General features: G+C 71.0%; 14 protein-coding genes and 1 tRNA gene. 11 read left to right on the top strand and 4 right to left on the bottom strand.

What is annotated here, in order from left to right; genetic code table 11:
* The first annotated feature begins 216 nt into the window (after positions 1-216).
* Positions 217-289, top strand: a tRNA-Thr gene (locus DVH02_RS10240).
* A gap of 60 nt (positions 290-349) precedes the next feature.
* Here DVH02_RS10240 and DVH02_RS10235 read toward each other — a convergent pair.
* Positions 350-2,977: a SpoIIE family protein phosphatase gene (locus tag DVH02_RS10235; protein ID WP_114623455.1), complete on the bottom strand. Its 2,628-nt coding sequence runs from the start codon at positions 2,975-2,977 to the stop codon at positions 350-352.
* Positions 2,978-3,452: 475 nt separating this feature from the next.
* Here DVH02_RS10235 and DVH02_RS10230 point away from each other — a divergent pair, with 475 nt between their 5' ends.
* The 10 genes from DVH02_RS10230 to DVH02_RS10185 all read left to right on the top strand — a co-directional run bounded on the left by DVH02_RS10230 (position 3,453) and on the right by DVH02_RS10185 (position 18,667).
* Positions 3,453-8,915 (top strand): hybrid sensor histidine kinase/response regulator, encoded by a 5,463-nt coding sequence (locus DVH02_RS10230; RefSeq protein WP_233518137.1) that lies wholly within the window; start codon positions 3,453-3,455, stop codon positions 8,913-8,915.
* 277 nt (positions 8,916-9,192) lie between these two features.
* Complete coding sequence (locus tag DVH02_RS10225; protein WP_114623453.1) at positions 9,193-9,861, top strand: response regulator; 669 nt, start codon at positions 9,193-9,195, stop codon at positions 9,859-9,861.
* 165 nt (positions 9,862-10,026) lie between these two features.
* Positions 10,027-12,891, top strand: coding sequence for a DNA translocase FtsK (locus DVH02_RS10220; protein ID WP_114623460.1), 2,865 nt, complete (start codon positions 10,027-10,029; stop codon positions 12,889-12,891).
* A gap of 335 nt (positions 12,892-13,226) precedes the next feature.
* Positions 13,227-14,144, top strand: coding sequence for a helix-turn-helix domain-containing protein (locus DVH02_RS10215; protein WP_114623452.1), 918 nt, complete (start codon positions 13,227-13,229; stop codon positions 14,142-14,144).
* A gap of 48 nt (positions 14,145-14,192) precedes the next feature.
* Positions 14,193-15,710, top strand: coding sequence for a 30S ribosomal protein S12 methylthiotransferase RimO (gene rimO, locus DVH02_RS10210; RefSeq protein ID WP_114623451.1), 1,518 nt, complete (start codon positions 14,193-14,195; stop codon positions 15,708-15,710).
* Positions 15,707-16,456, top strand: coding sequence for a CDP-diacylglycerol--glycerol-3-phosphate 3-phosphatidyltransferase (gene pgsA, locus DVH02_RS10205; RefSeq protein ID WP_114623450.1), 750 nt, complete (start codon positions 15,707-15,709; stop codon positions 16,454-16,456). The genes rimO and pgsA overlap by 4 nt, the downstream gene beginning before the upstream one ends.
* On the top strand, positions 16,453-17,013 hold the full coding sequence (locus DVH02_RS10200) for a CinA family protein (RefSeq protein WP_407697607.1): 561 nt from the start codon (positions 16,453-16,455) through the stop codon (positions 17,011-17,013). Before pgsA ends, DVH02_RS10200 begins: the two co-directional genes overlap by 4 nt.
* A gap of 109 nt (positions 17,014-17,122) precedes the next feature.
* Complete coding sequence (locus DVH02_RS10195; RefSeq protein ID WP_114623449.1) at positions 17,123-17,506, top strand: helix-turn-helix domain-containing protein; 384 nt, start codon at positions 17,123-17,125, stop codon at positions 17,504-17,506.
* 180 nt (positions 17,507-17,686) lie between these two features.
* Positions 17,687-18,157 carry a Dps family protein gene (locus DVH02_RS10190; RefSeq protein ID WP_114623448.1) on the top strand — a complete coding sequence of 157 codons (471 nt, stop codon included), beginning with the start codon at positions 17,687-17,689 and terminating at the stop codon, positions 18,155-18,157.
* Positions 18,158-18,421: 264 nt separating this feature from the next.
* Positions 18,422-18,667, top strand: coding sequence for a hypothetical protein (locus tag DVH02_RS10185; RefSeq protein WP_114623447.1), 246 nt, complete (start codon positions 18,422-18,424; stop codon positions 18,665-18,667).
* A gap of 122 nt (positions 18,668-18,789) precedes the next feature.
* On the opposite strand, the gene DVH02_RS10180 is transcribed toward DVH02_RS10185, so the two are convergent.
* From DVH02_RS10180 to DVH02_RS10170, 3 genes are all read right to left on the bottom strand, one after another.
* A complete protein-coding gene (locus DVH02_RS10180; RefSeq protein ID WP_114623446.1) occupies positions 18,790-19,548 on the bottom strand; it encodes an Fpg/Nei family DNA glycosylase in 759 nt (252 codons plus the stop codon).
* A 61-nt stretch (positions 19,549-19,609) separates the two neighbouring features.
* Entirely contained in the window at positions 19,610-24,226 is a 4,617-nt protein-coding gene (locus DVH02_RS10175; RefSeq protein ID WP_114623445.1) for an ATP-dependent helicase, read from the bottom strand.
* A 108-nt stretch (positions 24,227-24,334) separates the two neighbouring features.
* Positions 24,335-25,276: a prenyltransferase/squalene oxidase repeat-containing protein gene (locus DVH02_RS10170; protein WP_114623444.1), complete on the bottom strand. Its 942-nt coding sequence runs from the start codon at positions 25,274-25,276 to the stop codon at positions 24,335-24,337.
* Positions 25,277-25,297: the final 21 nt, after the last annotated feature.

Raw genomic sequence — 25,297 nt, 5'->3', positions numbered from 1 at the left:
CCTGTGGGAGAGTAGGACGCCGCCGAACAATTATTGTGGGAATGCCCCGCACCTTCTGGTGCGGGGCATTTCTGCGTTCACGACCCAAAACTCTCAGTTCGCTCGGAGGAGCCATGTTCATGGGACAGGTCCCTCCCGTCGACGTGCCGGCCTGAGAGTAGCCAGGACCCGTGGTGAGCACGCCTGATCATCAGGTATGCTTCTTCTTGTTGCCGCGCCCCAATAGCTCAGTCGGTAGAGCGTCTCCATGGTAAGGAGAAGGTCTACGGTTCGATTCCGTATTGGGGCTCAACAAAGAGAAAGGCCCCCGCCGGTTGGCGGGGGCCTTTCTCTCTGTCCGTCCCTCGGCTCAGTCGGTCGGCAGCGGTTCCGGTACCCGCATCGCGAGGATGGCCATGTCGTCCGAGGCCGGTTCCGCCGCGAAGCGTTCCACGGCACGCAGCACGCGCGAGGCGACCGCGCCGGCCGTGAGTCCCGTACACGTCGTCAGGACATCGGCCAAGCCGTCGTCGCCCAGCATGCGGGTGCCCTCCCTGCGCTCCGTGACACCGTCGGTGACGCACAGGAGGACGTCTCCCGGGTCCAGGGTGACCGTCTGCTCGTACAGCTCCAGATCCTCCATGACGCCCAGCAGCGGCTGTGGTTCCGCGGCCGGTTCCACGGTGCCGTCCTGGCGGAGCCTGAGCGGCAGCGGGTGGCCCGCGCAGACCACCTTCAGGAGCGCGCTGCCGTCCTCCTGCGGCCACAACTCGCCGTAGAGCAGCGTCAGGAAGCGGCTGCGGGAGCCCTCGTCGAGGATCGCCGCGTTCAGCCGCTCCAGCACCGCCGGCCCGCTGAAGCCCTCGCGAGCCAGCAGCCGCAGGGCGTGGCGGGCCAGACCGGTGACGGCCGCGGCCTCCGGGCCCGTACCGCAGACGTCTCCGATGGCGAAGCCGTAGGAGTCGTCCCCGATGGGGAACAGGTCGTAGAAGTCGCCGCCGACCTCGTTGCCCTCGCCTGCCGCGCGGTAGATCACGTCGACCTCCACGCCCGGCACCTGGGGCAGGCCCGGCGGCAGCAGGCTGCGCTGGAGGGCCTGGCTGATGGCGGTCCGCTCCGAGTACAGCCGCGCGTTGTCGAGGGCGAGGGCCGCGCGGCGGGAGAGATCCTCGGCGAGTTCCAGGATCTCCTGACGGAAGTGGTCGTCGGAGGGCTTCCCGAGGGTCAGCATGCCGATGACGCGATTGCGCGCCACCAGGGGCAGGACCACGGTCTCGCCGCCGACCGCGGCGGCCGTGGCGAGCGTGGTGCCGACGCTGGACAGCGCGTGGTCGGAGCTTCTGCCCAGATCACGCATGGACGTGCGCAGCGCCGCCCGGTGGGCGGCGTCGGCGGGGGCGGTCCAGACGCGGGCGCCGGGGGCCGGAACCGGTTCCGGCGGGTCGATCTTGGACAGGAGGGCCTTGAGGCCGTCGATGCGGTCCTCGTCCTCGTGCAGCACGAAAGAGAGGTACGGGTCCGACGCCTGGTCCGCGATCGTGTAGACGGCGCACCAGGTGGCCAGGGTCGGCACGGTCATCTGGGCCATCAACGCGAGCGTCTGATCGCGGTCCAGGGTGCCCGCGAGGAGGTCGGACGCCTCCACGAGGAAGGAGAGCGAGCCGCGGCGGAGCCGCTCCAACTCGCCGAGGCGGGCCGATTCGACGGCCAGGGCGATACGGTCCGCGGCGAACTGGAGGCGCAGCGCCTCCTCGTTCGAGTAGCGCGCGGCGCCTTCGGCCGCGACGCCCAGCGACCCGGTGAGCCGGCCCTCGACCTTGAGCGGGACGGTCACGACGGAGCGCATCCCGGTGTTGTCGAGGAGCGGGACGGCGCCGGGGACGGCCGTGAGGTCCTCGTGGACGGCGGGCATCCTGGCCGAGCCGTAACGTCCCGTGCCGGCTTCCACCGGGACCCTGGCGAACCGCTGGCGGGCCGAGGGCAGCCCGGTGGAGGCCCGCACCTCCAGCTCCGTCTCGTCGTCCGTCGCGAGCAGCAGGAAGGCCGAGTCGCCGTCGAGCATGTCGCGGGCGCGTTCCACCGTGCGCTGGAGCAGGCCGTCGAGGTCGTCCGGGGCGGGGGAGCCGATGAAGACCTCGAAGGGGTCCGCCGCACGGCTCTCCGTACCGGCCTCGCTCACGGGGGCGCGCAGAGGCGTCTGGATGACGGCGCGCTCGTAATCCCGTACGAGAAGACAGACGGTGGAGGGCTCGCCGTGGGTGTCGCGGACCCGCAGATGGGTGGCGTACACGGGAATGACCCGGCCGTCGGCTCCCCTGATGCCGTAACTGCCCTCCCAGCGCGAGAGCCGGAGCGCCTCGTCGAAGCCGGTGCCGATACCGGGCGTCTGGGGCCAGGCGGCGATATCGGCGAGAGGCTTTCCGACGATCTTGTCGGCGGAGTATCCGAAGACGCTCTCGGCGTCCTCGTTCCAGTTGACCACCGTGCCGCCGCCGTCGATCTGGACGACGGCGACCCTCACGCGTTCGTCGGCGACCGGCAGCAGGTCGGTGGGGAGGACGGGGCCGGACGAGCGCGTGCCCACCTGGCGCTGCGGAAGTTCGAGCTGGAACCACACCTGTTTGAAGGTCGGCGTGTACTCGACGCCCCAGCGTGAGGCCAGGGCGGCGCACAGCAGCAGCCCCCGGCCGTTCTCCTGGTCGGGCGAGGCGAAGGACCGGCCCGACGCCTGGACGGGCACCTCGCGCTCCGGATAGCGGTCCGCCACCTCGATGCGTACGCCGTCCTCCGTGCGCAGACAGAGCACGTCGGCCGCGGTGCCCGCGTGGATGACGGCGTTGGTGACGAGTTCGCTGGTGAGTACGACGGCGTCGTCGACGACATCCGAGTATCCCCACCCCTGGAGCGTGTCACGGACAAAGGCACGGGCCGTCGCCACGGACCGCCCTACCGGGTCGAAGGTGGCAGCCGCACGCGCGGTGATCACAGCACTCCCCATTGGTCTTTCGTCGCTCCCCCGAGTTCTGTGCCCGTTTCTCGCGGCTTCGATTCGCTTGCCAGGCTAGACGGTCGCCCTGGGCCACGTGTGACGGAGTCCCGACTCGGTGGAGGCGAGGTGCGGTCCGCGGTCGTGCGCGGTGCCTCGGCGGGGGTGCGTGAGAGGTACGGGCCCTCGCGCCGGACCCTGGGGTCGGGGCGAGGACATGACCGCCCTTGTAGGCTTCAACGATTTGACGCTCACGTGGTCACGCGCCAACTGTTGGTGGTGACGGTGAGCCGCAGTGAAACACTGGGCAGGCTTGCCCAGAAGGCTCGGGCAGTTCGGAAGACCCTGCGGGAGGGACACGGTGGAGTCTGGCACGGCAGCGCGTGGCACGAGCACGCGCGCGAAAGGCGGACGGTCCCGGAGCGGGGGCGCGGTGGTCGACGTGGACGCGGCCGAGCTGAGCAGGCTGCTCGCGGCCCTGGTCGCGATGCGGGACGGGAACTTCCGCAAGCGCCTGACCGTCTCGGGCGACGACGTGATGGCGGAGATCGCCGCCGTCTTCAACGAGGTCGCCGACCGTAATCTGCACCTCACCGGGGAGCTGGCCCGGGTACGGCGGGTGGTCGGGCGCGAGGGCAAGCTCACGGAGCGGCTGGAGACCGGGACCTGCGAGGGCTCCTGGGCCGCCGCGATCGACGCGTCGAACGCCCTGGTGGACGATCTGGCGCGGCCCGTCTCCGAGGTGGGCCGGGTGCTCTCCGCGGTCGCGGACGGCGATCTGGAGCAGCGCATGGAGCTGCGCTCCCAGTCCTCGGACGGGCCGGAGCGCCCGTTGCGCGGCGAGTTCCTCAAGGTCGCCCGTACCGTCAACAACCTGGTCGACCAGCTCTCCGCGTTCACCGACGAGGTGACCCGGGTGGCCCTGGAGGTCGGTACCGAGGGCAAACTCGGCGGCCAGGCCAAGGTGCGCGGGATGTCCGGGTCCTGGAAGGACCTCACGGACTCCGTCAACACGATGGCCTACCGGTTGACCGCTCAGGTGCGTGACATCGCGCTCGTCACGACGGCCGTCGCCAAGGGCGATCTGTCGCGCAAGGTCACGGTCCATGTCGCCGGCGAGATGCTCCAGCTGAAGAACACCGTCAACACCATGGTGGATCAGCTGTCGTCGTTCTCCTCCGAGGTCACCAGAGTGGCCCGTGAGGTGGGTACCGAGGGCGAGCTGGGCGGTCAGGCGACCGTGCCGGGCGTCGCCGGGGTCTGGAAGGACCTCACCGATTCGGTGAACACGATGGCCGGGAACCTGACGAGCCAGGTGCGGGGCATCGCCGAGGTGACGGCCGCGGTCGCCAGCGGTGACCTGTCGCAGAAGGTCACGGTGAGCGCGCGCGGCGAGATGGCGCAGCTCGCCGAGACGATCAACCAGATGACCGAGACGCTGCGCACCTTCGCCGACGAGGTGACCCGGGTCGCCAGCGAGGTCGGGGCCGAGGGGCTGCTCGGCGGTCAGGCGCAGGTGCCGGGGGCGGCGGGTACGTGGAAGGACCTGACGGACTCCGTCAACACGGCCTTCCGCAATCTCACGGGTCAGGTGCGGGATATCGCGCAGGTGACGACGGCGGTGGCCAACGGTGACCTGTCGCAGAAGGTCACCGTGGACGTCGCCGGGGAGATGCTGGAGCTGAAGAACACCGTCAACACGATGGTGGACCAGCTCTCGGCCTTCGGTTCCGAGGTGACGCGCGTCGCCCGTGAGGTCGGCGTGGAGGGCCGGCTCGGCGGCCAGGCCGAGGTGCCGGGGGCGGCGGGCACCTGGAAGGACCTGACGGACTCCGTCAACACCGCTTTCCGCAATCTCACGGGTCAGGTGCGGGATATCGCGCAGGTGACGACGGCGGTGGCCAACGGTGACCTGTCGCAGAAGGTCACCGTCGATGTCGCGGGCGAAATGCTGGAGCTGAAGAACACCGTCAACACGATGGTGGCGCAGCTGTCCTCGTTCGCCGACCAGGTGACGGTGATGGCCCGGGACGTGGGGACGGAGGGCCGGCTCGGCGGTCAGGCGCGGGTCGACGGCGTCAGCGGTACGTGGAAGGAGCTGACGGACTCCGTCAACTTCATGGCGGGGAACCTCACCGATCAGGTCCGTAACATCGCGCAGGTGACCACGGCGGTGGCGCGGGGGGATCTGTCGCAGAAGATCGACGTGGACGCGCGCGGCGAGATCCTGGAGCTGAAGAACACGATCAACACGATGGTCGACCAGCTCTCGGCCTTCGCCGAGCAGGTCACCAGGGTCGCCCGCGAGGTGGGTACGGACGGCCGGCTCGGCGGTCAGGCGCAGGTGCCCGGTGTGGCCGGGGTCTGGCGGGATCTGACCGACTCGGTGAACGGTATGGCCGGCAATCTGACCGACCAGGTCCGTAACATCGCCCAAGTCGCCACGGCGGTGGCGCGGGGGGATCTGTCGCAGAAGATCGACGTGGACGCGCGCGGCGAGATCCTGGAGCTGAAGAACACCCTGAACACGATGGTGGACCAGCTGTCCAACTTCGCCGAGCAGGTGACCCGCGTCGCCCGTGAGGTGGGCACGGAGGGCATCCTCGGGGGTCAGGCCGAGGTGCAGGGCGTCTCGGGCACCTGGAAGGACCTGACGCAGTCCGTCAACTTCATGGCGAACAATCTGACCTCCCAGGTGCGCAACATCGCCGAGGTCACGACGGCCGTCGCCAAGGGCGATCTGTCGAAGAAGATCACCGTCGACGCGCGGGGCGAGATCCTCGATCTGGTGACGACCGTCAACACGATGGTCGATCAGCTGCTGAACTTCGCCGACGAGGTGACGCGGGTCGCGCGTGAGGTGGGCACGGAAGGCATTCTGGGCGGCCAGGCCAGGGTCCGGGGCGTCACCGGGATCTGGAAGGACCTCAGCGACAACGTCAACACCATGGCCAACAACCTGACCAGTCAGGTGCGGAACATCTCGCGCGTCTCCTCGGCCGTGGCCAACGGCGATCTGACCAAGAAGGTGACGGTGGAGGCGCGCGGCGAGGTCGCGGAGCTGGCCGACACCGTCAACACGATGGTGACGACGCTGTCGTCCTTCGCGGACGAGGTGACGCGGGTCGCCCGCGAGGTGGGTACCGAGGGCGAGCTGGGCGGCCAGGCCCGGGTGCCGGGTGTCTCCGGTACGTGGAAGGACCTCACCGAGTCCGTGAACTCGATGGCGTCCAATCTGACCGGTCAGGTGCGTCAGATCGCCACGGTCACCACCGCCATCGCCAAGGGCGATCTCACCAAGAAGATCGACATCGACGCGCGGGGGGAGATCCTGGAGCTGAAGAACACCATCAACACGATGGTGGACCAGCTCTCCTCGTTCGCCGACCAGGTCACCAGGGTGGCCCGTGAGGTGGGTACGGACGGCCAGCTGGGCGGTCAGGCCCGGGTGCGGGACGTCGACGGGACCTGGCGCGACCTCACCGAGTCGGTGAACGAGATGGCCGGGAACCTGACACGTCAGGTACGGGCGATCGCCGCCGTGGCCACCGCGGTGACCAGGGGCGATCTCAACCTCAAGGTCGATGTCGACGCGGCGGGCGAGATCCAGGTCCTCCAGGACAACATCAATACGATGATCGCCAATCTCCGGGACACCACGCTCGCCAACGAGGAGCAGGACTGGCTGAAGGGCAACCTCGCCCGGATCTCCGGTCTGATGCAGGGCCGGCGCGACCTGGAGGACGTGGCCTCGCTCATCATGAGCGAGCTGACCCCGGTGGTGTCGGCGCAGCACGGCGCGTTCTTCCTGGCGATGCAGACGGGCACGGTGCCCCAGGTCGGCACGGATGTGGGCAGGGACGGTTCGTACGAGCTGTGCATGCGCGGCAGTTACGGCTACTCGGCCGGTTCGATGCCGACGTCGTTCCGGCCCGGTGAGACGCTCATCGGTACGGCGGCCGAGGAGAAGCGCACCATCCAGGTCAATGTGCCGCCGGGGTATCTGAAGATCTCGTCCGGTCTGGGGGAGGCGTCCCCGGCGCATGTGATCGTTCTTCCGGTGCTCTTCGAGGGGAAGGTCCTCGGCGTGATCGAGCTGGCGTCGTTCCAGCCGTTCACCCAGATCCAGCGGGACTTTTTGAACCAGATCGCCGAGATGATCGCGACCAGCGTCAACACCATCAGCGTCAACTCGAAGACCGAGGTGCTGCTGAAGCAGTCGCAGGAGTTGACCGAGCAGCTGCGGGAGCGGTCGGCGGAGCTGGAGAACCGGCAGAAGGCCCTTCAGGAGTCCAACGCGGAGCTGGAGGACAAGGCCGAGCTGCTGGCGCAGCAGAACCGCGACATCGAGGTGAAGAACACCGAGATCGAAGAGGCCAGGCAGGTGTTGGAGGAGCGGGCCGAGCAGCTCGCCGTCTCCATGCGCTACAAGTCGGAGTTCCTGGCGAACATGTCGCACGAGCTGCGCACGCCGCTCAACTCGCTGCTGATCCTGGCGAAGCTGCTGGCGGACAACGCGGAGTCGAATCTTTCCCCGAAGCAGGTGGAGTTCGCGGAGACGATCCACGGCGCGGGGTCGGACCTGTTGCAGCTGATCAACGACATCCTGGATCTGTCCAAGGTCGAGGCGGGGAAGATGGACGTGAGTCCGACCCGGATCGCCCTGGTCCAGCTCGTCGACTATGTGGAGGCGACGTTCCGGCCGCTCACGGCGGAGAAGGGGCTCGACTTCTCGGTGCGGGTCTCGCCCGAGCTGCCCGCGACGCTGCACACGGACGAGCAGCGGCTGCTGCAGGTCCTGCGCAACCTGCTCTCCAACGCGGTGAAGTTCACCGACGGAGGCGCGGTGGAGCTGGTGATCCGGCCGGCGGGCACGGATGTGCCGGACGCCATCAGGGAGCAGCTGCTGGAGGCCGGTTCGCTGCGTGACGCGGACGGTGACCTGATCGCGTTCTCGGTGACGGACACGGGCATCGGTATCGCGGCGAGCAAGATGCGGGTGATCTTCGAGGCGTTCAAGCAGGCCGACGGCACGACGAGCCGGAAGTACGGCGGTACGGGGCTGGGGCTGTCCATCAGCCGTGAGATCGCCCGGCTGCTCGGCGGTGAGATCCACGCGGCGAGCGAGCCGGGGCGCGGTTCCACCTTCACGCTGTATCTGCCGCTGCACCCGAGCCAACTGCCTCCGCAGGGCTATCCGCAGCTGCCGCCCGCGGGGATGCAGTCGCCGTCACGGGCGGCGGAGGACGCGGCGGCGGAGGACGCGGCGGCGGAGGCGGCCGGACAGGCGCGCCCCGAGGCGTCTCCTCCGGCGGAGCTGCCGGGGCCCGCGGCGCTGTTCAGGCGGCGCCGCAAGGGCGTCGGCGCCGGTTCAGGGGCGCAGGGCGTGGGCGAGTCCGGCCAGGCTCCGGGCTCCCGCACCTGGGAAGCCGCCTCAGCGGCCGCTGAGGCGGCTGCAGGGGAGGTGTCCGGGGGCGGAGCCATGTGGGGGGCCGGGGCCGCTGTGCCCGTGCACCAGGAGCCTTCGGGCGAAGCGGCCGGGGAAGCGCCGGTGGAGAGCCGTCAGTTCATGTTCACCGGGGAGAAGGTGCTGATCGTCGACGACGACATCCGTAACGTCTTCGCTCTCACCAGCGTGCTGGAACAGCACGGTCTTTCGGTGCTGTACGCGGAGAACGGCCGCGAGGGTATCGAAGTCCTCGAGCAGCATGACAACGTGACGGTCGTTCTGATGGACATCATGATGCCGGAGATGGACGGTTACGCGACGACGTCGGCGATCCGCCGGATGCCGCAGTTCGCCGGACTGCCCATCATCGCGCTCACCGCGAAGGCGATGAAGGGCGACAAGGAGAAGGCCCTGGACGCCGGTGCTTCCGACTATGTGACGAAGCCTGTCGATCCGGATCATCTGCTGTCGGTGATGGAGCAGTGGATGCACGGCGAGTGACCGAACCACATGACAATCGGATCGCAATGGAGCCCAAGTGCGTCCGTGGGCGTGTGAGCCACCGATATCCGGGGAACCTTCTGGGCTTCCGCGACGTTTCCGCTTCGGACACAGTGACATCACAGTGACAGGGTGTGGCGACGGGCGGGGTGCGGCTACCATGACCGGCACAAGGACGGACGGCGTAAGGGAGTCGTTTCCTGCGGTGGCGCCCGGTGTTGCACCGGGCCTCGCGAACAGGGAACGCCCCGTGCCGGGGCGAGGAGGGCGGGCGGCCATGGTGCAGAAGGCCAAGATCCTCCTGGTCGATGACCGGCCGGAGAATCTGCTGGCGCTGGAGGCCATTCTCTCCGCGCTCGATCAGACGCTGGTGCGGGCATCGTCAGGGGAGGAAGCGCTCAAAGCGCTGCTGACGGACGACTTCGCGGTCATTCTGCTGGATGTCCAGATGCCGGGGATGGACGGGTTCGAGACCGCCGCGCACATCAAGCGGCGCGAGCGCACCCGCGACATCCCGATCATTTTTCTCACAGCGATCAATCACGGCCCGCATCACACCTTCCGGGGATACGCGGCGGGTGCGGTGGACTACATCTCGAAGCCGTTCGACCCCTGGGTGCTGCGCGCCAAGGTGTCGGTCTTCGTCGAGCTGTACATGAAGAACTGTCAGCTGAAGGAGCAGGCCGAGCTGCTCAGACTTCAGCTCGCCGGGGCGGGCGAGGCCAGCGAGCCCACCGGTCTGCTGGCCGAACTGTCCGCGCGGCTGGCGGCGGTTGAGGAGCAGGCGGAAGCGCTCTCCAAGCAGTTGGACGACGACGCGGCGGATGCCTCCGCCGTGGCGACCGCCGCCCATCTGGAGCGCAAACTCACCGGCCTGCGCCGGGCGCTGGACGCGCTGGAGCCCGGGGCGGGAAGCGGTATGCCCCCGCTTCCCTCGCAGAACTGAGCACGGTCCGCCGGACCCGGAGCGCGAGCGCGCCCGGCCCGGTGGCCCGGCCGGGGCCGCCCCCTGTGAAGCCGCGTCAGTTTCCCGCCGAGTTGCCCACGACACGAACGGGTGAAGCGGTAGTGACACGTGTCCCCGGCCGTTCACACCGGTAACCTCACCACCATGGCCTCACGTACGTCCGGCAATGGCTCCCAGGGCACGGCGGGCACCGCGAAGCCGCGGGCCGGCCGTACGAGCGGCGCCGCGAAGGCGGCGCCCGCCAAGAAGACAGCGGCGAAGAAGACAGCACCCGCGAAGAAGGCCCCGGCCAAGAAGACGGCGGCCAAGAAGACCGCCGCCAAACCGGCGCCCAGGCCCGCACCGTCCCCCACCGGGGGCGTCTACCGCGTGGTCCGCGCCGTATGGCTCGGGGCGGCCCACGGAGTGGGCGCGATGTTCCGCGGCATAGGGCGCGGCGCCAAGGGGCTCGACCCGGCGCACCGCAAGGACGGCGTGGCGCTCCTGCTGCTCGGGATCGCGCTCGTCATCGCCGCGGGCACCTGGTCGAATCTGCACGGCCCGGTCGGCGATCTGGTCGAGATGCTCATCACCGGCGCCTTCGGACGCCTCGATCTGCTCGTACCGATACTGCTGGGCGTCGTCGCCGTACGGCTGATCCTCTATCCCGAGAAACCCGACGCCAACGGCCGGATCGTCATCGGTCTCTCCGCGCTGATCATCGGCGTCCTCGGGCTGGTCCACATCGCCTGCGGCGCCCCGGGACGCGGCGAGGGCACGGCCGCGATGCAGGACGCAGGCGGCCTCATCGGCTGGGCCGCGTCCATGCCGCTGATCTTCACCACCGGCGAGGTGCTCGCCGTACCGCTGCTCCTGCTCGTCACGGTCTTCGGCCTGCTGGTCGTCACCGCGACCCCCGTCAACGCCATTCCCCGCAGGCTGCGGCAGCTCGGCGTCAGACTGGGCATCGTCGAACCCACCCACGAACGCGACCGGTTCGACGACGGCTACGACGAGCGGTACGACGACGGGCCCTTCGACGACGACGAGCGCTACGACGAACAGTGGCGCCAGGCGCTGCCGAGCGCGGGCGCCCGCCGCTCGCCCGGACGGCGCGGCGGGCCGCCGCGGGAGTACGACGCGGACCAGGCCGAGTCCGAGGCGCTCGCCAAGCGGCGCAGGCCGCGCAGGCCCTCCGTACAGCCCTCCATGGAGCGCTCCATGGATCCGGTGGACGTGGCGGCCGCCGCGGCGGCGGCGCTCGACGGCGCCGTGCTCAACGGCATGCCGCCCTCGCCGATCGTCGCCGACCTCACCCAGGGCGTCTCCGTCGAGCGCACGCGCTCCCCCGGACAGCGCCCGGGGGAGCGCGCCGACCGCCCGGCACCGGCGGACGACGCGCAGTCCTCGGCGCCCGTACCCGCGGCGCGCGAGGAGCGGTCCCGGCCCGCCGGGGCGCGCCCCGGCGCCGCCCCCGTCGCGGACCTCACCAAGCCGGCCCCCGCCCTGGACAAGCCACTGCCCGCGCGGGCCGAGCAACTCCAGCTCCGCGGCGACATCACCTACTCACTGCCCTCGCTCGACCTGCTGGAGCGCGGCGGCCCCGGCAAGACGCGCAGCGCCGCCAACGACACCGTCGTCGCCTCGCTGACCAACGTCTTCCAGGAGTTCAAGGTCGACGCGGCCGTCACCGGCTTCACCCGCGGTCCGACGGTCACGCGGTACGAGGTGGAGCTGGGCCCGGCCGTGAAGGTCGAGCGGATCACGGCGCTCACCAAGAACATCGCCTACGCCGTCGCCAGCCCCGACGTGCGGATCATCTCCCCGATCCCCGGCAAGTCCGCCGTCGGCATCGAGATCCCCAACACCGACCGCGAGATGGTCAACCTCGGCGACGTGCTGCGCCTCGCGGACGCGGCCGAGGACGACCATCCGATGCTGGTGGCGCTCGGCAAGGACGTCGAGGGCGGCTACGAGATGGCCAATCTCGCGAAGATGCCCCATCTGCTCGTGGCGGGCGCCACCGGCTCGGGCAAGTCCTCCTGCATCAACTGCCTGATCACCTCGGTGATGGTCCGGGCCACCCCGGAGGACGTCCGGATGGTCCTGGTGGACCCCAAGCGGGTCGAGCTGACCGCGTACGAGGGCATCCCGCACCTGATCACACCGATCATCACCAACCCGAAGCGGGCCGCCGAGGCGCTCCAGTGGGTCGTGCGCGAGATGGATCTGCGCTACGACGATCTGGCCGCCTACGGCTACCGGCACATCGACGACTTCAACAAGGCCGTGCGGGACGGCAAGGTCAAAGTGCCCGAGGGCAGCGAGCGCGAGCTGTCGCCCTATCCGTATCTGCTGGTGATCGTGGACGAGCTGGCGGACCTGATGATGGTCGCGCCGCGCGACGTCGAGGACGCCATCGTCCGGATCACCCAGCTGGCGCGGGCCGCCGGCATCCACCTGGTGCTCGCCACACAGCGGCCCTCGGTCGACGTGGTCACCGGGCTGATCAAGGCGAACGTCCCCTCGCGGCTCGCCTTCGCCACGTCCTCCCTGGCGGACAGCCGGGTCATCCTCGACCAGCCGGGCGCGGAGAAGCTGATCGGCAAGGGGGACGGCCTGTTCCTCCCGATGGGAGCGAACAAGCCCACCCGCATGCAGGGCGCCTTCGTCACCGAGGACGAGATCCAGGCGGTCGTCCAGCACTGCAAGGACCAGATGGCGCCGGTCTTCCGCGACGACGTCGTCGTCGGCACGGCGAAGAAGAAGGAGATCGACGAGGACATCGGCGACGATCTCGATCTGCTCTGCCAGGCCGTCGAACTGGTGGTCTCCACCCAGTTCGGGTCGACCTCGATGCTCCAGCGGAAGCTGCGCGTCGGATTCGCCAAGGCGGGCCGGCTGATGGACCTCATGGAGTCGCGGAACATCGTGGGACCGAGCGAGGGGTCCAAGGCCCGCGACGTGCTCGTCAAGGCGGATGAACTCGACGGGGTGCTCGGTGTGATCCGGGGGGAGAACCCGGCCTGACCCGGCCCCGGCCTGACCCCGGCCCCGGCCCCGGCCTGACCCCGGCCCGGCCCCGGACGGAGCCCGCCTGACGGCCGGGGCTGCTCCACCCCGGCTGTCGGGGGCGCCGGGGGCCAGTCGGCGACTCGCCGGAAGAGTGAGGCCGTACGGAGGAATCTTCACCGGTTTCGGGGGAACGCGGAGAGCAACCGTTTCCCTTGGGCAGGCGTCAAGTTGGGGAGGGGAAAAGCATCGCGTTCCCCCCTCGCGCCGTCCGGCCCTTCTGATGGCGTACAAAGTGCATCCGCCCGGTTGCCCCACCCTTTCGTACCACCCATAGACTGAACCTCCAGCAGGTGGCTACACGCTCGAAAGGCGCCCCCGTGTCCATCGGCAACTCCTCCGACGGCAATTCCCCAGACGGAAATTCCTCAGACGGCAACGCCCCCGACGACCAGGCTCCCGACGGTCAGCAGGCCGCCGGAAGCCCTCCCGAAGACGAACGGCCCCCGATCGGCCGCGCGCTCCGGCAAGCGCGTGTCGCGGCGCGTCTGACGGTCGACGAGGTCAGCGCCTCCACCCGGGTGCGCGTCCCCATCGTGCAAGCGATCGAACAGGACGACTTCTCCCGCTGCGGCGGCGACGTCTACGCCCGCGGCCACATCCGGATGCTCGCCCGTGAAGTGGGACTCGACCCCGAACCCCTCATCCGGCAGTTCGACTCCGAGCGTGGCGGGCGTCCCGCGCCGACCCCGGCCGCGCCGATGTTCGAGGCCGAACGGATCCGGCCCGAGCGGCGCCGCCCCAACTGGACCGCCGCCATGGTCGCCGCGATCGTCGCCGTGGTCGGCTTCGTCGGCTTCACCCTGTTCAACGGCGGCGGCGACACGACGAAGACCAAAGAGGTCGCCGAGGGCCCCAAGCCCGAGAAGAGCGACGTCAAGCCAAGCGCCACCAAGAAGACCGAGCCCAAGCCCGAACCGTCCGACAGCGCCATCGCCGCGGCCCCGCGCGACAAGGTCACCGTGAAGCTGTCGGCCATGGACGACAAGAGCTGGATCTCCGCCAAGGCGCACAACGGCCGACTGCTGTTCGACGGAATCCTGCTCAAGGGTGATTCCAAGACCTTCCAGGACGACGAACAGATCGATCTGATCCTCGGAAACGCGGGCGCGATCGAGCTGTACGTGAACGGCAAGAAGGTCGAGGACGAGTTCCAGTCCGGCCAGGTGGAGCGCCTCTCGTACACGCAGGGCGACCCCGAGGCGGGCTGAGCACCCTGCACGGTAAGGGCAGGGCCGGGACAAAGTAGTCTTGAGCCCATGCCCGAACGCCGTACCGTCGCCCTTGTCACTCTTGGCTGCGCCCGTAACGAGGTGGACTCGGAGGAGCTTGCAGGCCGCTTGGCAGCGGACGGCTGGGAGCTCGTCCAGGACGCCTCCGGGGCGGATGTCGCCGTCGTCAACACCTGCGGATTCGTCGAGGCCGCGAAGAAGGACTCCGTCGACGCCCTGCTGGAAGCCAACGATCTCAAGGATCAGGGCAGAACCCAGGCCGTGGTGGCCGTCGGCTGCATGGCCGAGCGCTACGGCAAGGAGCTGGCCGAAGCCCTGCCCGAGGCGGACGGTGTGCTCGGCTTCGACGACTACGCCGACATCTCCGACCGGCTCCAGACCATCCTGAACGGCGGCGTCCACGCCTCGCACACCCCGCGCGACCGGCGCAAGCTGCTGCCGCTCAGCCCGGTCGAACGGCAGAGCGCCGACGTGGCGCTGCCCGGCCACGCGCAGACCCTCGACGACGTGGCACCGGCCCCGGCGGACCTGCCGGACGGCATCGCCCCGGCCTCCGGGCCGCGCGCACCGCTGCGGCGCCGCCTGGACACCAGCCCCGTCGCCTCCGTGAAGCTGGCCTCCGGCTGCGACCGGCGCTGCTCGTTCTGCGCCATTCCCTCCTTCCGTGGCTCGTTCATCTCCCGGCGCCCCTCCGACGTGCTCGGAGAGACGCGCTGGCTGGCCGAGCAGGGCGTCAAGGAGGTCATGCTCGTCTCCGAGAACAACACCTCGTACGGCAAGGACCTCGGCGACATCCGGCTCCTGGAGACCCTGCTGCCCGAGCTGGCGGCCGTCGACGGGATCGAGCGGGTACGGGTCAGCTACCTCCAGCCCGCCGAGATGCGGCCGGGACTGATCGACGTCCTGACCTCGACGCCCAAGGTCGCGCCGTACTTCGACCTCTCCTTCCAGCACTCGGCCCCCGGCGTGCTGCGCGCGATGCGGCGCTTCGGGGACACCGACCGCTTCCTGGAGCTGCTGGAGACCATCCGCGGCAAGGCGCCGCAGGCCGGGGTGCGCTCCAACTTCATCGTCGGTTTCCCCGGTGAGACCGAAGCGGACTTCGCCGAGCTGGAACGCTTCCTCACCGGGGCCAGGCTCGACGCCATCGGTGTCTTCGGCTACTCAGACGAGGACGGCACCGAGGCCGCGACGTACGACGGCAAGCTGGACGAGGACGTGGTCTCGGAGCGGCTGGCGCATCTGTCGCGGCTGGCCGAGGAGCTGACCGCGCAGCGGGCCGAGGAACGGCTCGGTGAGAGTCTGGAGGTGCTCGTCGAGTCCGTCGACGCGGAGGGCGCCGACGGCGAGGCCGCGGTGGGCCGGGCCGCCCACCAGGCACCCGAGACGGACGGCCAGGTGATCTTCACCTCGCGCGCGGGTCTGCGCCCCGGACTTATGGTCGGGGCGAAGGTGATCGGCACCGAGGGCGTGGACCTGGTCGCCGAGTGCTACGAGCTTCCGGGGGACGAGCCGCGGACCCCGGGCGAGGAGGCGGCCAGATGACCGGAGTGCCGGCGTCCGCGGCGGGCGGCACCGGTGCGACGCCGGTGACCGGCGGTTCCGGGGGCAAGTCCGGGCCCGGCGGCAACCCGGGGCCCGGCCGTAAGCCGGAGCCCGGCCGTAAGCCGGGGCCAGGCGGCAAGCTGGGGGCCGCGGCGGTCAATCAGGCCAGCCTGTGGAACATCGCCAACATCCTCACCATGGTGCGGCTGGTCCTCGTGCCCGGCTTCGTCCTGCTGCTGCTCCAGGACGGCGGTTTCGACCCCGTCTGGCGCGCCTGGGCCTGGGCCGCGTTCGCCGTCGCCATGATCACGGACATCTTCGACGGGCATCTCGCCCGGACGTACAACCTGGTCACCGACTTCGGGAAGATCGCCGACCCGATCGCGGACAAAGCGATCATGGGAGCGGCGCTGGTCTGCCTGTCCGCGCTCGGCGATCTGCCGTGGTGGGTGACCGGCGTCATCCTTTTCCGTGAACTCGGCATCACACTGATGCGGTTCTGGGTGATCAGACACGGAGTGATTCCCGCCAGCCGCGGCGGCAAGATCAAGACGCTGGCCCAGGGCACGGCCGTCGGCATGTATGTGCTCGCGCTGACCGGGCCGCTGGCCACGCTGCGCTTCTGGGTGATGACGGTGGCCGTCGTCCTGACGGTCGTCACCGGGCTCGACTACGTGCGCCAGGCGATCGTGCTGCGGCGGCAGGGGATCGCCGCCGAGCGGGCCGAGACGGAGTCCGCGCGGTGACGGGCGAGCCGGACCGGGCAGAGCCCGGCACGGGGGAGAGGAGGCCGCACGGCGAGGCGGCCGCCGTACTGGCGGCGCTGGAGGAGCACGGCGGAACGCTGGCCGTCGCGGAATCCCTCACCGGCGGTCTGGTGGCCGCGGAGCTGACAGCCGTCCCCGGCGCCTCCCGCACCTTCCGCGGCTCCGTCACGGCGTACGCGAGCGACCTCAAGCGGGACGTGCTCGGCGTCGACGGGACTCTTCTGGAGGAGCGCGGCGCGGTCGATCCCGAGGTCGCGCGTCAGATGGCGGCGGGCGTGCGGCGGCTGCTGGGCGCCACCTGGGGTGCCGCGACCACCGGCGTGGCGGGCCCCGACCCGCAGGGCGGTCAGCCGGTCGGGACCGTGTACGTCGCGGTCAGCGGAGCACGGGGCGCCGGGAAAGTGGTCGCACTGAGGTTGAACGGCGACCGGGCGGACATCCGTAAAGAGAGTGTGCGGATCGTGCTCGGGCTACTCCTCAGCGAACTGTCCGGTAACGGGCGGGCACAGGATACGGAACAGAACGGGGGGAATTGATGTTTACAGCCCTGAGTGAACACGACATCACTCCCCGCACGGCCGCGGCGCGAGGCGGTACGGTGGGGCGTGAAGGATGCGGCTACGCGGTCCGAGGAGGGAGCCACCGATGATTCTGCTCCGTCGCCTGCTGGGTGACGTGCTGCGTCGGCAGCGCCAGCGCCAGGGCCGTACTCTGCGCGAAGTCTCCTCGTCCGCCCGAGTCTCGCTCGGCTATCTCTCCGAGGTGGAGCGGGGGCAGAAGGAGGCTTCCTCCGAGCTGCTCTCCGCGATCTGCGACGCGCTTGACGTACGGATGTCCGAGCTGATGCGTGAAGTGAGCGACGAACTGTCGTTGGCGGAGCTGGCCGCGTCGGCGGCGGCGAACGAGCCGCTGTCTGCGCCAGTACGCCCCATGCTCAATTCCGTCTCTGTGACGTCGGTGGCCGGAGTGCCGACGGAACGGGTGACCATCAAAGCGCCTACGGAAGCGGTGGACGTCGTCGCCGCCTGACAGTGCTGGGTTCCGCTCAGTTTCGAGCAGTTCCAAGAGGTTTGCCGAGAGCCCCGGTTGGTACCCGTACCGACCGGGGCTCTCGTTCTCCCGTCAGGAGCCCGCTTTGTGCTATTTGTGCCATGGTGGGAACTGAGAAGTGAACTGAGACCGGAAGAGCACGGAACTGGAGGATCTTGCATGTCTGTCGTGAAGAGTTCCTTGTCCGAGGAGAATCTGAAGCTGGTCGGTGAGGCGCTTCAGGGCGCGCTGGTCGACCTGGTCGACCTCTCGCTGGTGGCCAAGCAGGTCCACTGGAACATCGTCGGGCCGCGCTTCCGCTCCGTACACCTCCAGCTCGACGAAGTCGTGACCACGGCGCGGCAGCACTCGGACACCGTCGCGGAGCGGGCCTCCGCGATGGGCGTGACGCCGGACGGGCGGGCGGCGACCGTGGCCGCGACGAGTGCGATCGGTACCGTTCCCAACGGCTGGATCAAGGACGTGGACGCGGTACGGATCCTGGTGGACGCGCTCGGCGCGGTGGTCACCCGGATGCGTGAGCGGATCGAGGTGACGGATGCCCCGGACCCGGTGACGCAGGATGTGCTGATCCAGGTGGCCGCGGACCTCGAGAAGCACGCCTGGATGTTCCAGGCGGAGAGCGCCTAGAGCGGGATCTCGGCCGGGTGACGCGGGACGTCGGCCGGGTGAGGGGGCGGGAGCCGGGACGGGGCGGGGTCGTCCCGGCTCCCGCTCCGGGTCCCCGCGGGGACCCGGAGCGCGCGTTGCCGCGCGCCGGAGCGTGCATCCGATGCGCCCTCCGTGTGGGTGATTCTGCCGGGCCGGATGGACGAGTCTGAAGTAGCGTCGGCTCCCCCTCCCGTAGGCGGGTGGGGGGACTCGCTCATCCAGCGTTGGCCGGAGGAGGCAGCCATGGCACGGCGATGGGCCCTTCTGCCGGCGCTGGCATCGGCCGGCCTGTGGTGGTGGGCGGTGCTGCGGCTGGCTCTGGAGCCCGAGCACACCGGGCTGGTGGAAGGGGCGGTGGCGGCGGGTGGCTGGGGACTGAGCCTGCTGCCGATCCATGTCGCGGCGTCGCGGCGGCCGGCCGGGGTCCGGGCCGAGCGGCCGGCGGGCGCGGATGAGCCGCCGGGACCGATGCGGCGTCAGGATCGATGAACCGCGGGGCTCGACGTGGAGCAAGGCCGACGCGATATCAGGTCCGGCCTGGTGTCAGGTGCGACCTGGCGTCAGATCCGACGCGGCGTCACGATCGATGAGGTGCCAGGTTCGACGAGGCGTCAGGGACTGGGCCCCGACTGGCAACCGGGGCACCAGTAGGTGGGGCGCCCGTCCTGGTCCGCGCCGCGGATACCGGTACCGCACCGGGGACAGGCGCTGCCGGCGCGACCGTACACGTACAGTCGCCGCGACCCGCCGGGCCGGGTCCGGTTGGCTTCCAGCGCTCTCTTCGCCGCGGCCACCAGGCGCTCCGGCTCGGGGAGCCGGCCGATGGGCAGCCACGGGGTCGCGCGGACCAGGAAGCAGGTCTCGGACTTGAAGATGTTGCCGACCCCGGCGAGATTGCGCTGATCGAGCAGGGCCTCTCCGAGCGAGCGGGACGGCTCGGCCAACAGGTTGCGCAGGGCGATGTCCGGGGCCCAGTCGGGTCCGAGCAGATCGGGTCCCAGATGGCCGACGACCCGTTCCTCCTCGCTGGTGCGCAGCAGCTCCAGGACGGGCAGGCGGTAGCCGACCGCCGTGCGTGCGGCCGTACCGAGAATGGCCCGGATCTGATGCGCCGCGCCGCCGCGCCACCGCTCGCCGGGCTCGTACACCTTCCAGGAGCCGTCCATGCGCAGGTGCGAGTGGAGGGTGAGACCGCCTTCGACCCGGGTGAGCAGGTGCTTGCCGCGCGGGGTGACGTCCAGCACCGTACGGCCCGTGAGGTCGGCGGTCGCGAACCGGGGGACGCGCAGCTCGGAGCGGGTCAGCCGCTGCCCGGCCAGGGCAGTGTGCAGGCGGCGGGCGGTCTGCCAGACGGTGTCTCCTTCGGGCATGTCTTCCATGATGCGGGACGGGCGGCGGCTCGCGGGGGACGGGCGGCGGCGGGGCGCGGGCTCAAGGACGCAGCCGCAGTCCTCTGGGGGTGGCGTGGAAGCCGGCCGCCTCAAGGGCGCGGCCCAGGGGAGCGGTCAGCGCGGGGACCCCGTTGATCCGCTCCACGGTCACGGTGCCGAGGGCACCCGCGCGGGCCGCGCCCGCCAGGGCCTCGGTCGCCGAGCGCAGCGCGGGGTCCTCCGGGTCGGTGGGCCACGCCAGCAGCGTCTTGCCGCCGCGCTCCATGTAGAGCGTCAGCTCGCCGTCGACCAGGACGACCAGCGCACCTGCCTTGCGGCCCGGTTTGTGCCCGGCACCGGTCGGTGGTTCCGGCCAGGGCAGCGCCGCCCCGTAGGCGTTGGCGGGGTCCGCGGCGGCCAGGACCACGGCCTGCGGGGAGGGCGGCGACGGCGCGCGGTCGCGCGCCGTCGCCGCCGCGCGCAGCCGGTCGACGGCACCGTCCATCGCGAACTGGGCGGCGCCCAGGCCCTCCACGACATAGCCGCGGCGCGCCTGCCCGCTGTCCTCGAACGCGGACAGCACCCGGTAGATCGCGGAGAAGCCGCCCGTCACCCCTTCGGCTGTGACGGCGCCCCGGGTCACCACGCCGTGCCGGTCCAGCAGCGTGCGGGCCAGCGCGTGGGCGCGGTGCGTGGGATCGGGCTCGACGGCGGGGAGCAGCGACCAGCGGCCGCTGACCGTGGGCGGGCCGGTGCGGGAGGCGGGTCTTGCCGCGGCGGTCGGCGTGCCGTACCGCCCGCGCGGCACCGTCCGCCGGGCGCGGTGGGCGGTGGAGCCCGCGGTGCGGCCCGAGCCGAGCAGGGCGCGCAGCGGAGCCAGCGTGTCATTGGTGAGCAGACCCGCCCAGGCGAGGTCCCAGAGGGCGTCGGCCAGCAGCGGGTCCGTCGCGTCGGGGTGGGTGGTGGCGCGGACCTGGTCGGCGATCTGCCGGAAGAACAGGCCGTAGCCGCCGGAGAGCGTGGTCAGCACGGAGGCGTGCAGAGCGGTCTGCTCCAATGGGTGCGCGGGCGGCAGCAGCAGGGGAGCGGCGTCCGCCAGATACAGCGACACCCAGCCGTCCTTGCCGGGCAGGGAGCCCGCGCCCGCCCACAGGACTTCGCCGGTGGTGGTCAGCTCGTCCAGCAGCGCGGGCGTGTATCCGGAGACACGGGAGGCGAGAACCAGCTTCTCCAGCGCCGAGGCGGGGACGGGAGCGCCCTGCAACTGCTCGATGGCGCGGGCCAGCCCGTCGATGCCCCGCAGACTGTTGCCGCTCAGATGCTGCCACTGCGGGAGGAAGGTGGCGAGCGCGGCGGGCGGCACCGGCTCCAGCTCCTGACGCAGCGCGGCCAGGGACCGGCGGCGCAGCCGACGCAGCACCGTGGCGTCGCACCACTCCTGGCCGATACCGGAGGGATGGAACTCGCCCTGGACGACGCGGCCGCTCGCCGCGAGCCGCTGGAGCGTGCCGTCCGTGACGGCGGAGCCGAGGCCGAAGCGCTCGGCGGCCGCGGATGAGGTGAACGGGCCGTGCGTCCGCGCGTAGCGGGCCAGAAGGTCGCCCAGGGGGTCCTTGACCGGCTCGGTGAAGGCTTCGGGCACGCCGACGGGCAGCGCCGTGCCCAGGGCGTCCCGCAGCCGCCCCGCGTCCTCGATGGCCGCCCAGTGATCGGCTCCGCCGATCCGCACCCTGATGGCGCGGCGGGCCGAGGCCAGCTCCCGCGCCCAGGAGCCGAGCGCGCCGCGCTCGGCCAGCTCGGCGTCGGTCAGCGGGCCCAGCACCCGCAGCAGGTCCGCGACGCCTTCGAGGTCCTTGACGCGCCGGTCCTCGGTGCGCCATCGCAGCTCGCTCTCCAGCTCGGTGAGGACCTCAGGGTCGAGCAGCTCCCGCAGCTCGGCCTGGCCGAGCAGCTCCGCCAGCAGCCGGGAGTCCAGCGACAGCGCGGCGGCCCGCCGCTCGGCGAGCGGGGAGTCGCCTTCGTAGAGGAACTGGGCGACATAGCCGAAGAGCAGCGACCGGGCGAACGGGGAGGGCTCCGCCGTCGTGACCTCGACCAGCCGGACCCGGCGCGATTCGATGTCCGTCATCAGCGCGCTGAGACCGGGGACGTCGAAGACGTCCTGGAGGCACTCGCGCACCGCTTCCAGCACGATGGGGAACGAGCCGAACTCGCTCGCCACCTGGAGGAGCTGGGCGGCGCGCTGGCGCTGCTGCCAAAGAGGTGTGCGCTTGCCGGGGCTGCGACGCGGCAGCAGCAGCGCCCGCGCCGCGCACTCCCGGAACCGGGAGGCGAACAGCGCGGAGCCGCCCACCTGATCGGTGACGATCCCCCGGACGTCGCCTCCTTCGAACACCACGTCCGCGGCTCCGACCGGAGCCTGCTCGCTGTCGAAGACCGCGCTGCCGCCGTCCCGTTCGTCGTCGAGGCCGAACCCCATCAGGTCGGCGTCGGGCAGCCGCAGCACGATGCCGTCGTCGGCGTGCATGACCTGCGCGTCCATGCCGTACCGCTCGGAGAGCCGGGCGCCCAGGGCCAGCGCCCACGGGGCGTGCACCTGGGCGCCGAACGGGGAGTGGATCACCACCCGCCAGTCACCCAGCTCGTCGCGGAACCGCTCGACCAGGATCGTCCTGTCGTCGGGGACATGACCGCACGAGCGGCGCTGCTCATCGAGGTACGAGAGCAGATTGCCGGCTGCCAGAGTGTCCAGGCCGGCCGCCGTCAGACGCAGCCGGGCGTCCTCCTCGGGAAGGGAGCCGACCTCGCGCAGGAAAGCGCCCACGGCGCGCCCCAGCTCCAGGGGGCGGCCCAGTTGGTCGCCCTTCCAGAACGGCAGCCGTCCGGGGACACCGGGGGCGGGGGAGACCAGCACGCGGTCGCGGGTGATGTCCTCGATCCGCCAGGACGAGGTACCGAGAGTGAAGACGTCTCCGACCCGGGACTCGTAGACCATCTCCTCGTCCAGCTCGCCGACCCGGCCGCCGCCCTTCTTGGGGTCGGCCCCGGCGAGGAAGACACCGAAGAGGCCCCGGTCGGGGATGGTGCCGCCGGAGGTGACGGCCAGGCGCTGGGCACCCGGGCGGCCCGTGACCGTACCGGTGACGCGGTCCCACACCACGCGCGGGCGCAGCTCGGCGAAGGCGTCCGAGGGATAGCGTCCGGCGAGCATGTCCAGCACGGCGGTGAAGGCTGACTCGGGCAGGGAGGCGAACGGCGCGGAGCGCCGGGCCAGGGCGAGCAGGTCGTCGGCCTGCCTGCTGTCCAGCGCGACCAGGGCCACCAGCTGCTGGGCCAGCACGTCCAGCGGATTGGCGGGCACCCGCAGTGCCTCGATCTCCCCGCCGCGCATCCGTTCGGTGACCACGGCGGCCTGCACCAGATCGCCCCGGTACTTCGGGAAGACCACACCGGTGGAGACCGCGCCCACCTGGTGGCCCGCCCGGCCGACCCGCTGGAGGCCGGAGGCGACCGAGGGCGGCGACTCGACCTGGATGACCAGGTCCACCGCGCCCATGTCGATCCCCAGCTCCAGACTGGACGTGGCCACGACGGCGGGCAGCCGGCCCGCCTTGAGGTCCTCCTCCACCTGGGCGCGCTGCTCCTTGGAGACCGAGCCGTGGTGGGCGCGGGCCAGCAGGGGCGGCGCGCCTCTGGCCGCGCCCGACTGGGCCATCAGCTGGGCGGGGGAGTGCTCCTCCGGCATCGGCTCGCCGGTCGCGCGTTCGTAGCCGATCTCGTTGAGCCGGTTGCACAGGCGCTCGGCCAGTCTGCGGGAGTTGGCGAAGACGATCGTGGAGCGGTGGGCCTGGACGAGATCGGCGATGCGCTCCTCCACATGCGGCCAGATCGACGGCTTCTCCGCGCCGCCCGCGTCCGACGCCGGGGAGCCGCCCAGCTCGCCGAGGTCCTCGACCGGGACGACCACCGAGAGGTCGAACTCCTTGCCGGAGGCGGGCTGGACGATCTCCACCCTGCGCTGCGGCGACAGATAGCGGGCCACCTCCTCGACCGGACGCACCGTCGCCGACAGCCCGATGCGGCGGGCCGGGCGCGGCAGCAGCTCGTCCAGCCGCTCCAGGGACAGCGCCAGGTGCGCGCCGCGTTTCGTCCCCGCGACGGCGTGCACCTCGTCCAGGATCACCGTCTCGATACCGGCGAGCGCGTCCCTGGCGGAGGACGTGAGCATCAGGAACAGCGACTCCGGGGTGGTGATCAGGATGTCGGGCGGCCGGACGGCCATCGAGCGCCGCTCGGCGGCCGGGGTGTCGCCCGAGCGGATACCCACCCGCACCTCGGGCTCGGGCAGCCCGCGCCGCACCGACTCCTGCCGGATCCCGGTGAGCGGGCTGCGCAGATTGCGCTCCACGTCGACGGCGAGGGCTTTCAGCGGCGACACGTACAGCACGCGGCACCGCTTCTTCGTTTCGGCGGGCGGTGGCGCCGAGGCCAGTCGGTCCAGGGCGGCGAGAAAGGCGGCCAGCGTCTTTCCCGAGCCGGTCGGGGCCACGACCAGCACGTCCGACCCCTCCCCGATGGCACGCCACGCGCCCTCCTGCGCCGCGGTGGGTGCGGAGAAGGCCCCCGTGAACCAGCCGCGGGTCGCGGGGGAGAAGGAGTCGAGCGCGGTGCGTGCCATGCCCCCATCGTGCACCCGGCCACTGACAATCGCCCGGACCTGGGCAAACGCCCCTTGCCGCGGGATCCGGCTGCCGTGACGAGGGACGCCGCGGGCGCCCCGGGCCGGTCAGCCGATGGCGCGCCCGTACGCCCGCAGGGTCAGCAGCGCGTCGATGGTCACGATCGGCCGCGACTCCAGCGCGGTCCCCGGCGCCCACTCGCGCCGGGTCACCGGCCAGCCGCCGTCCTCGCGCTGGCGGCCGGCGAGGAGGCCGAGCGAGCGTTCCATCTCCTCGTCGGTGAACCAGCCCCGGGCCAGAGAGCCGGGCACGCGCGCGAAGTCGTGCGGGAAGTGGTGCTCGCCCGGCGCGTATCCCGGGTAGACGGGCCGGTCCGCCGGACGCGCCGGATCGAGCACCGCCAGCCCGCGCTCCCGGACCAGCCGTCCGAGCCGGTCGGCCGCCGCCTCGGCCCGCGCGCGGTCGGGAACACCGTCCAGGAACGCCACCGCGGCCTCGACCTCGTACGGATGCGTGTCCTCCAGGGCGTCGACGGCGGCCCAGCAGAAGTCGGTGGCCCGGAACAGCCAGGCGTGCCAGACCTCGTTGCGGTGCAGCAGGCCGACGACGGGGCCTGTCGACAGCAGATCTCCCGGCGGGTTGTCGGTGACCGGCAGGAAGGGCGCGTGCGGATAGCCCCGCAGCGAGGGGTGGAGCGCGGGCAGCGCGCCCTCGGGGGTGGACACCGAGGTGAGATAGCGGCAGATCCGCTCGACCCGCGGCCCGTCGCAGCGGCCGATGGAGTCCAGGACCCGCAGCGCGTGCGCCGTGTGGAGGGGCTGGCTGACGGGGCCGCGCAGATCGGGTTCGAGTCCGTGCCCGTACCCCCCGTCCTCCTCGCGGTACGCGGTGAGCGCGGCCTCGACCGCCTCCTTCCCGCGGTCCGCTCCCGCTCCGGCACCGAGGAAGTGGTAGGCGAATCGGCGCTGTTCGAGCACGCGGGCCGTCAGCCAGACGAAGCGCTCGGCGCGGGCGAGGGGGGACGTGGGGGATCCTGCGGTGCCAGCCATGTTCCGACCGTAGGCCGGAAA

The sequence above is a fragment of the Streptomyces corynorhini genome (genome assembly GCF_003346515.1).
In the GTDB taxonomy this organism is placed as follows: Bacteria; Actinomycetota; Actinomycetes; order Streptomycetales; family Streptomycetaceae; genus Streptomyces; species Streptomyces corynorhini.
This window is presented reverse-complemented; position numbering and strand designations above follow the sequence as displayed.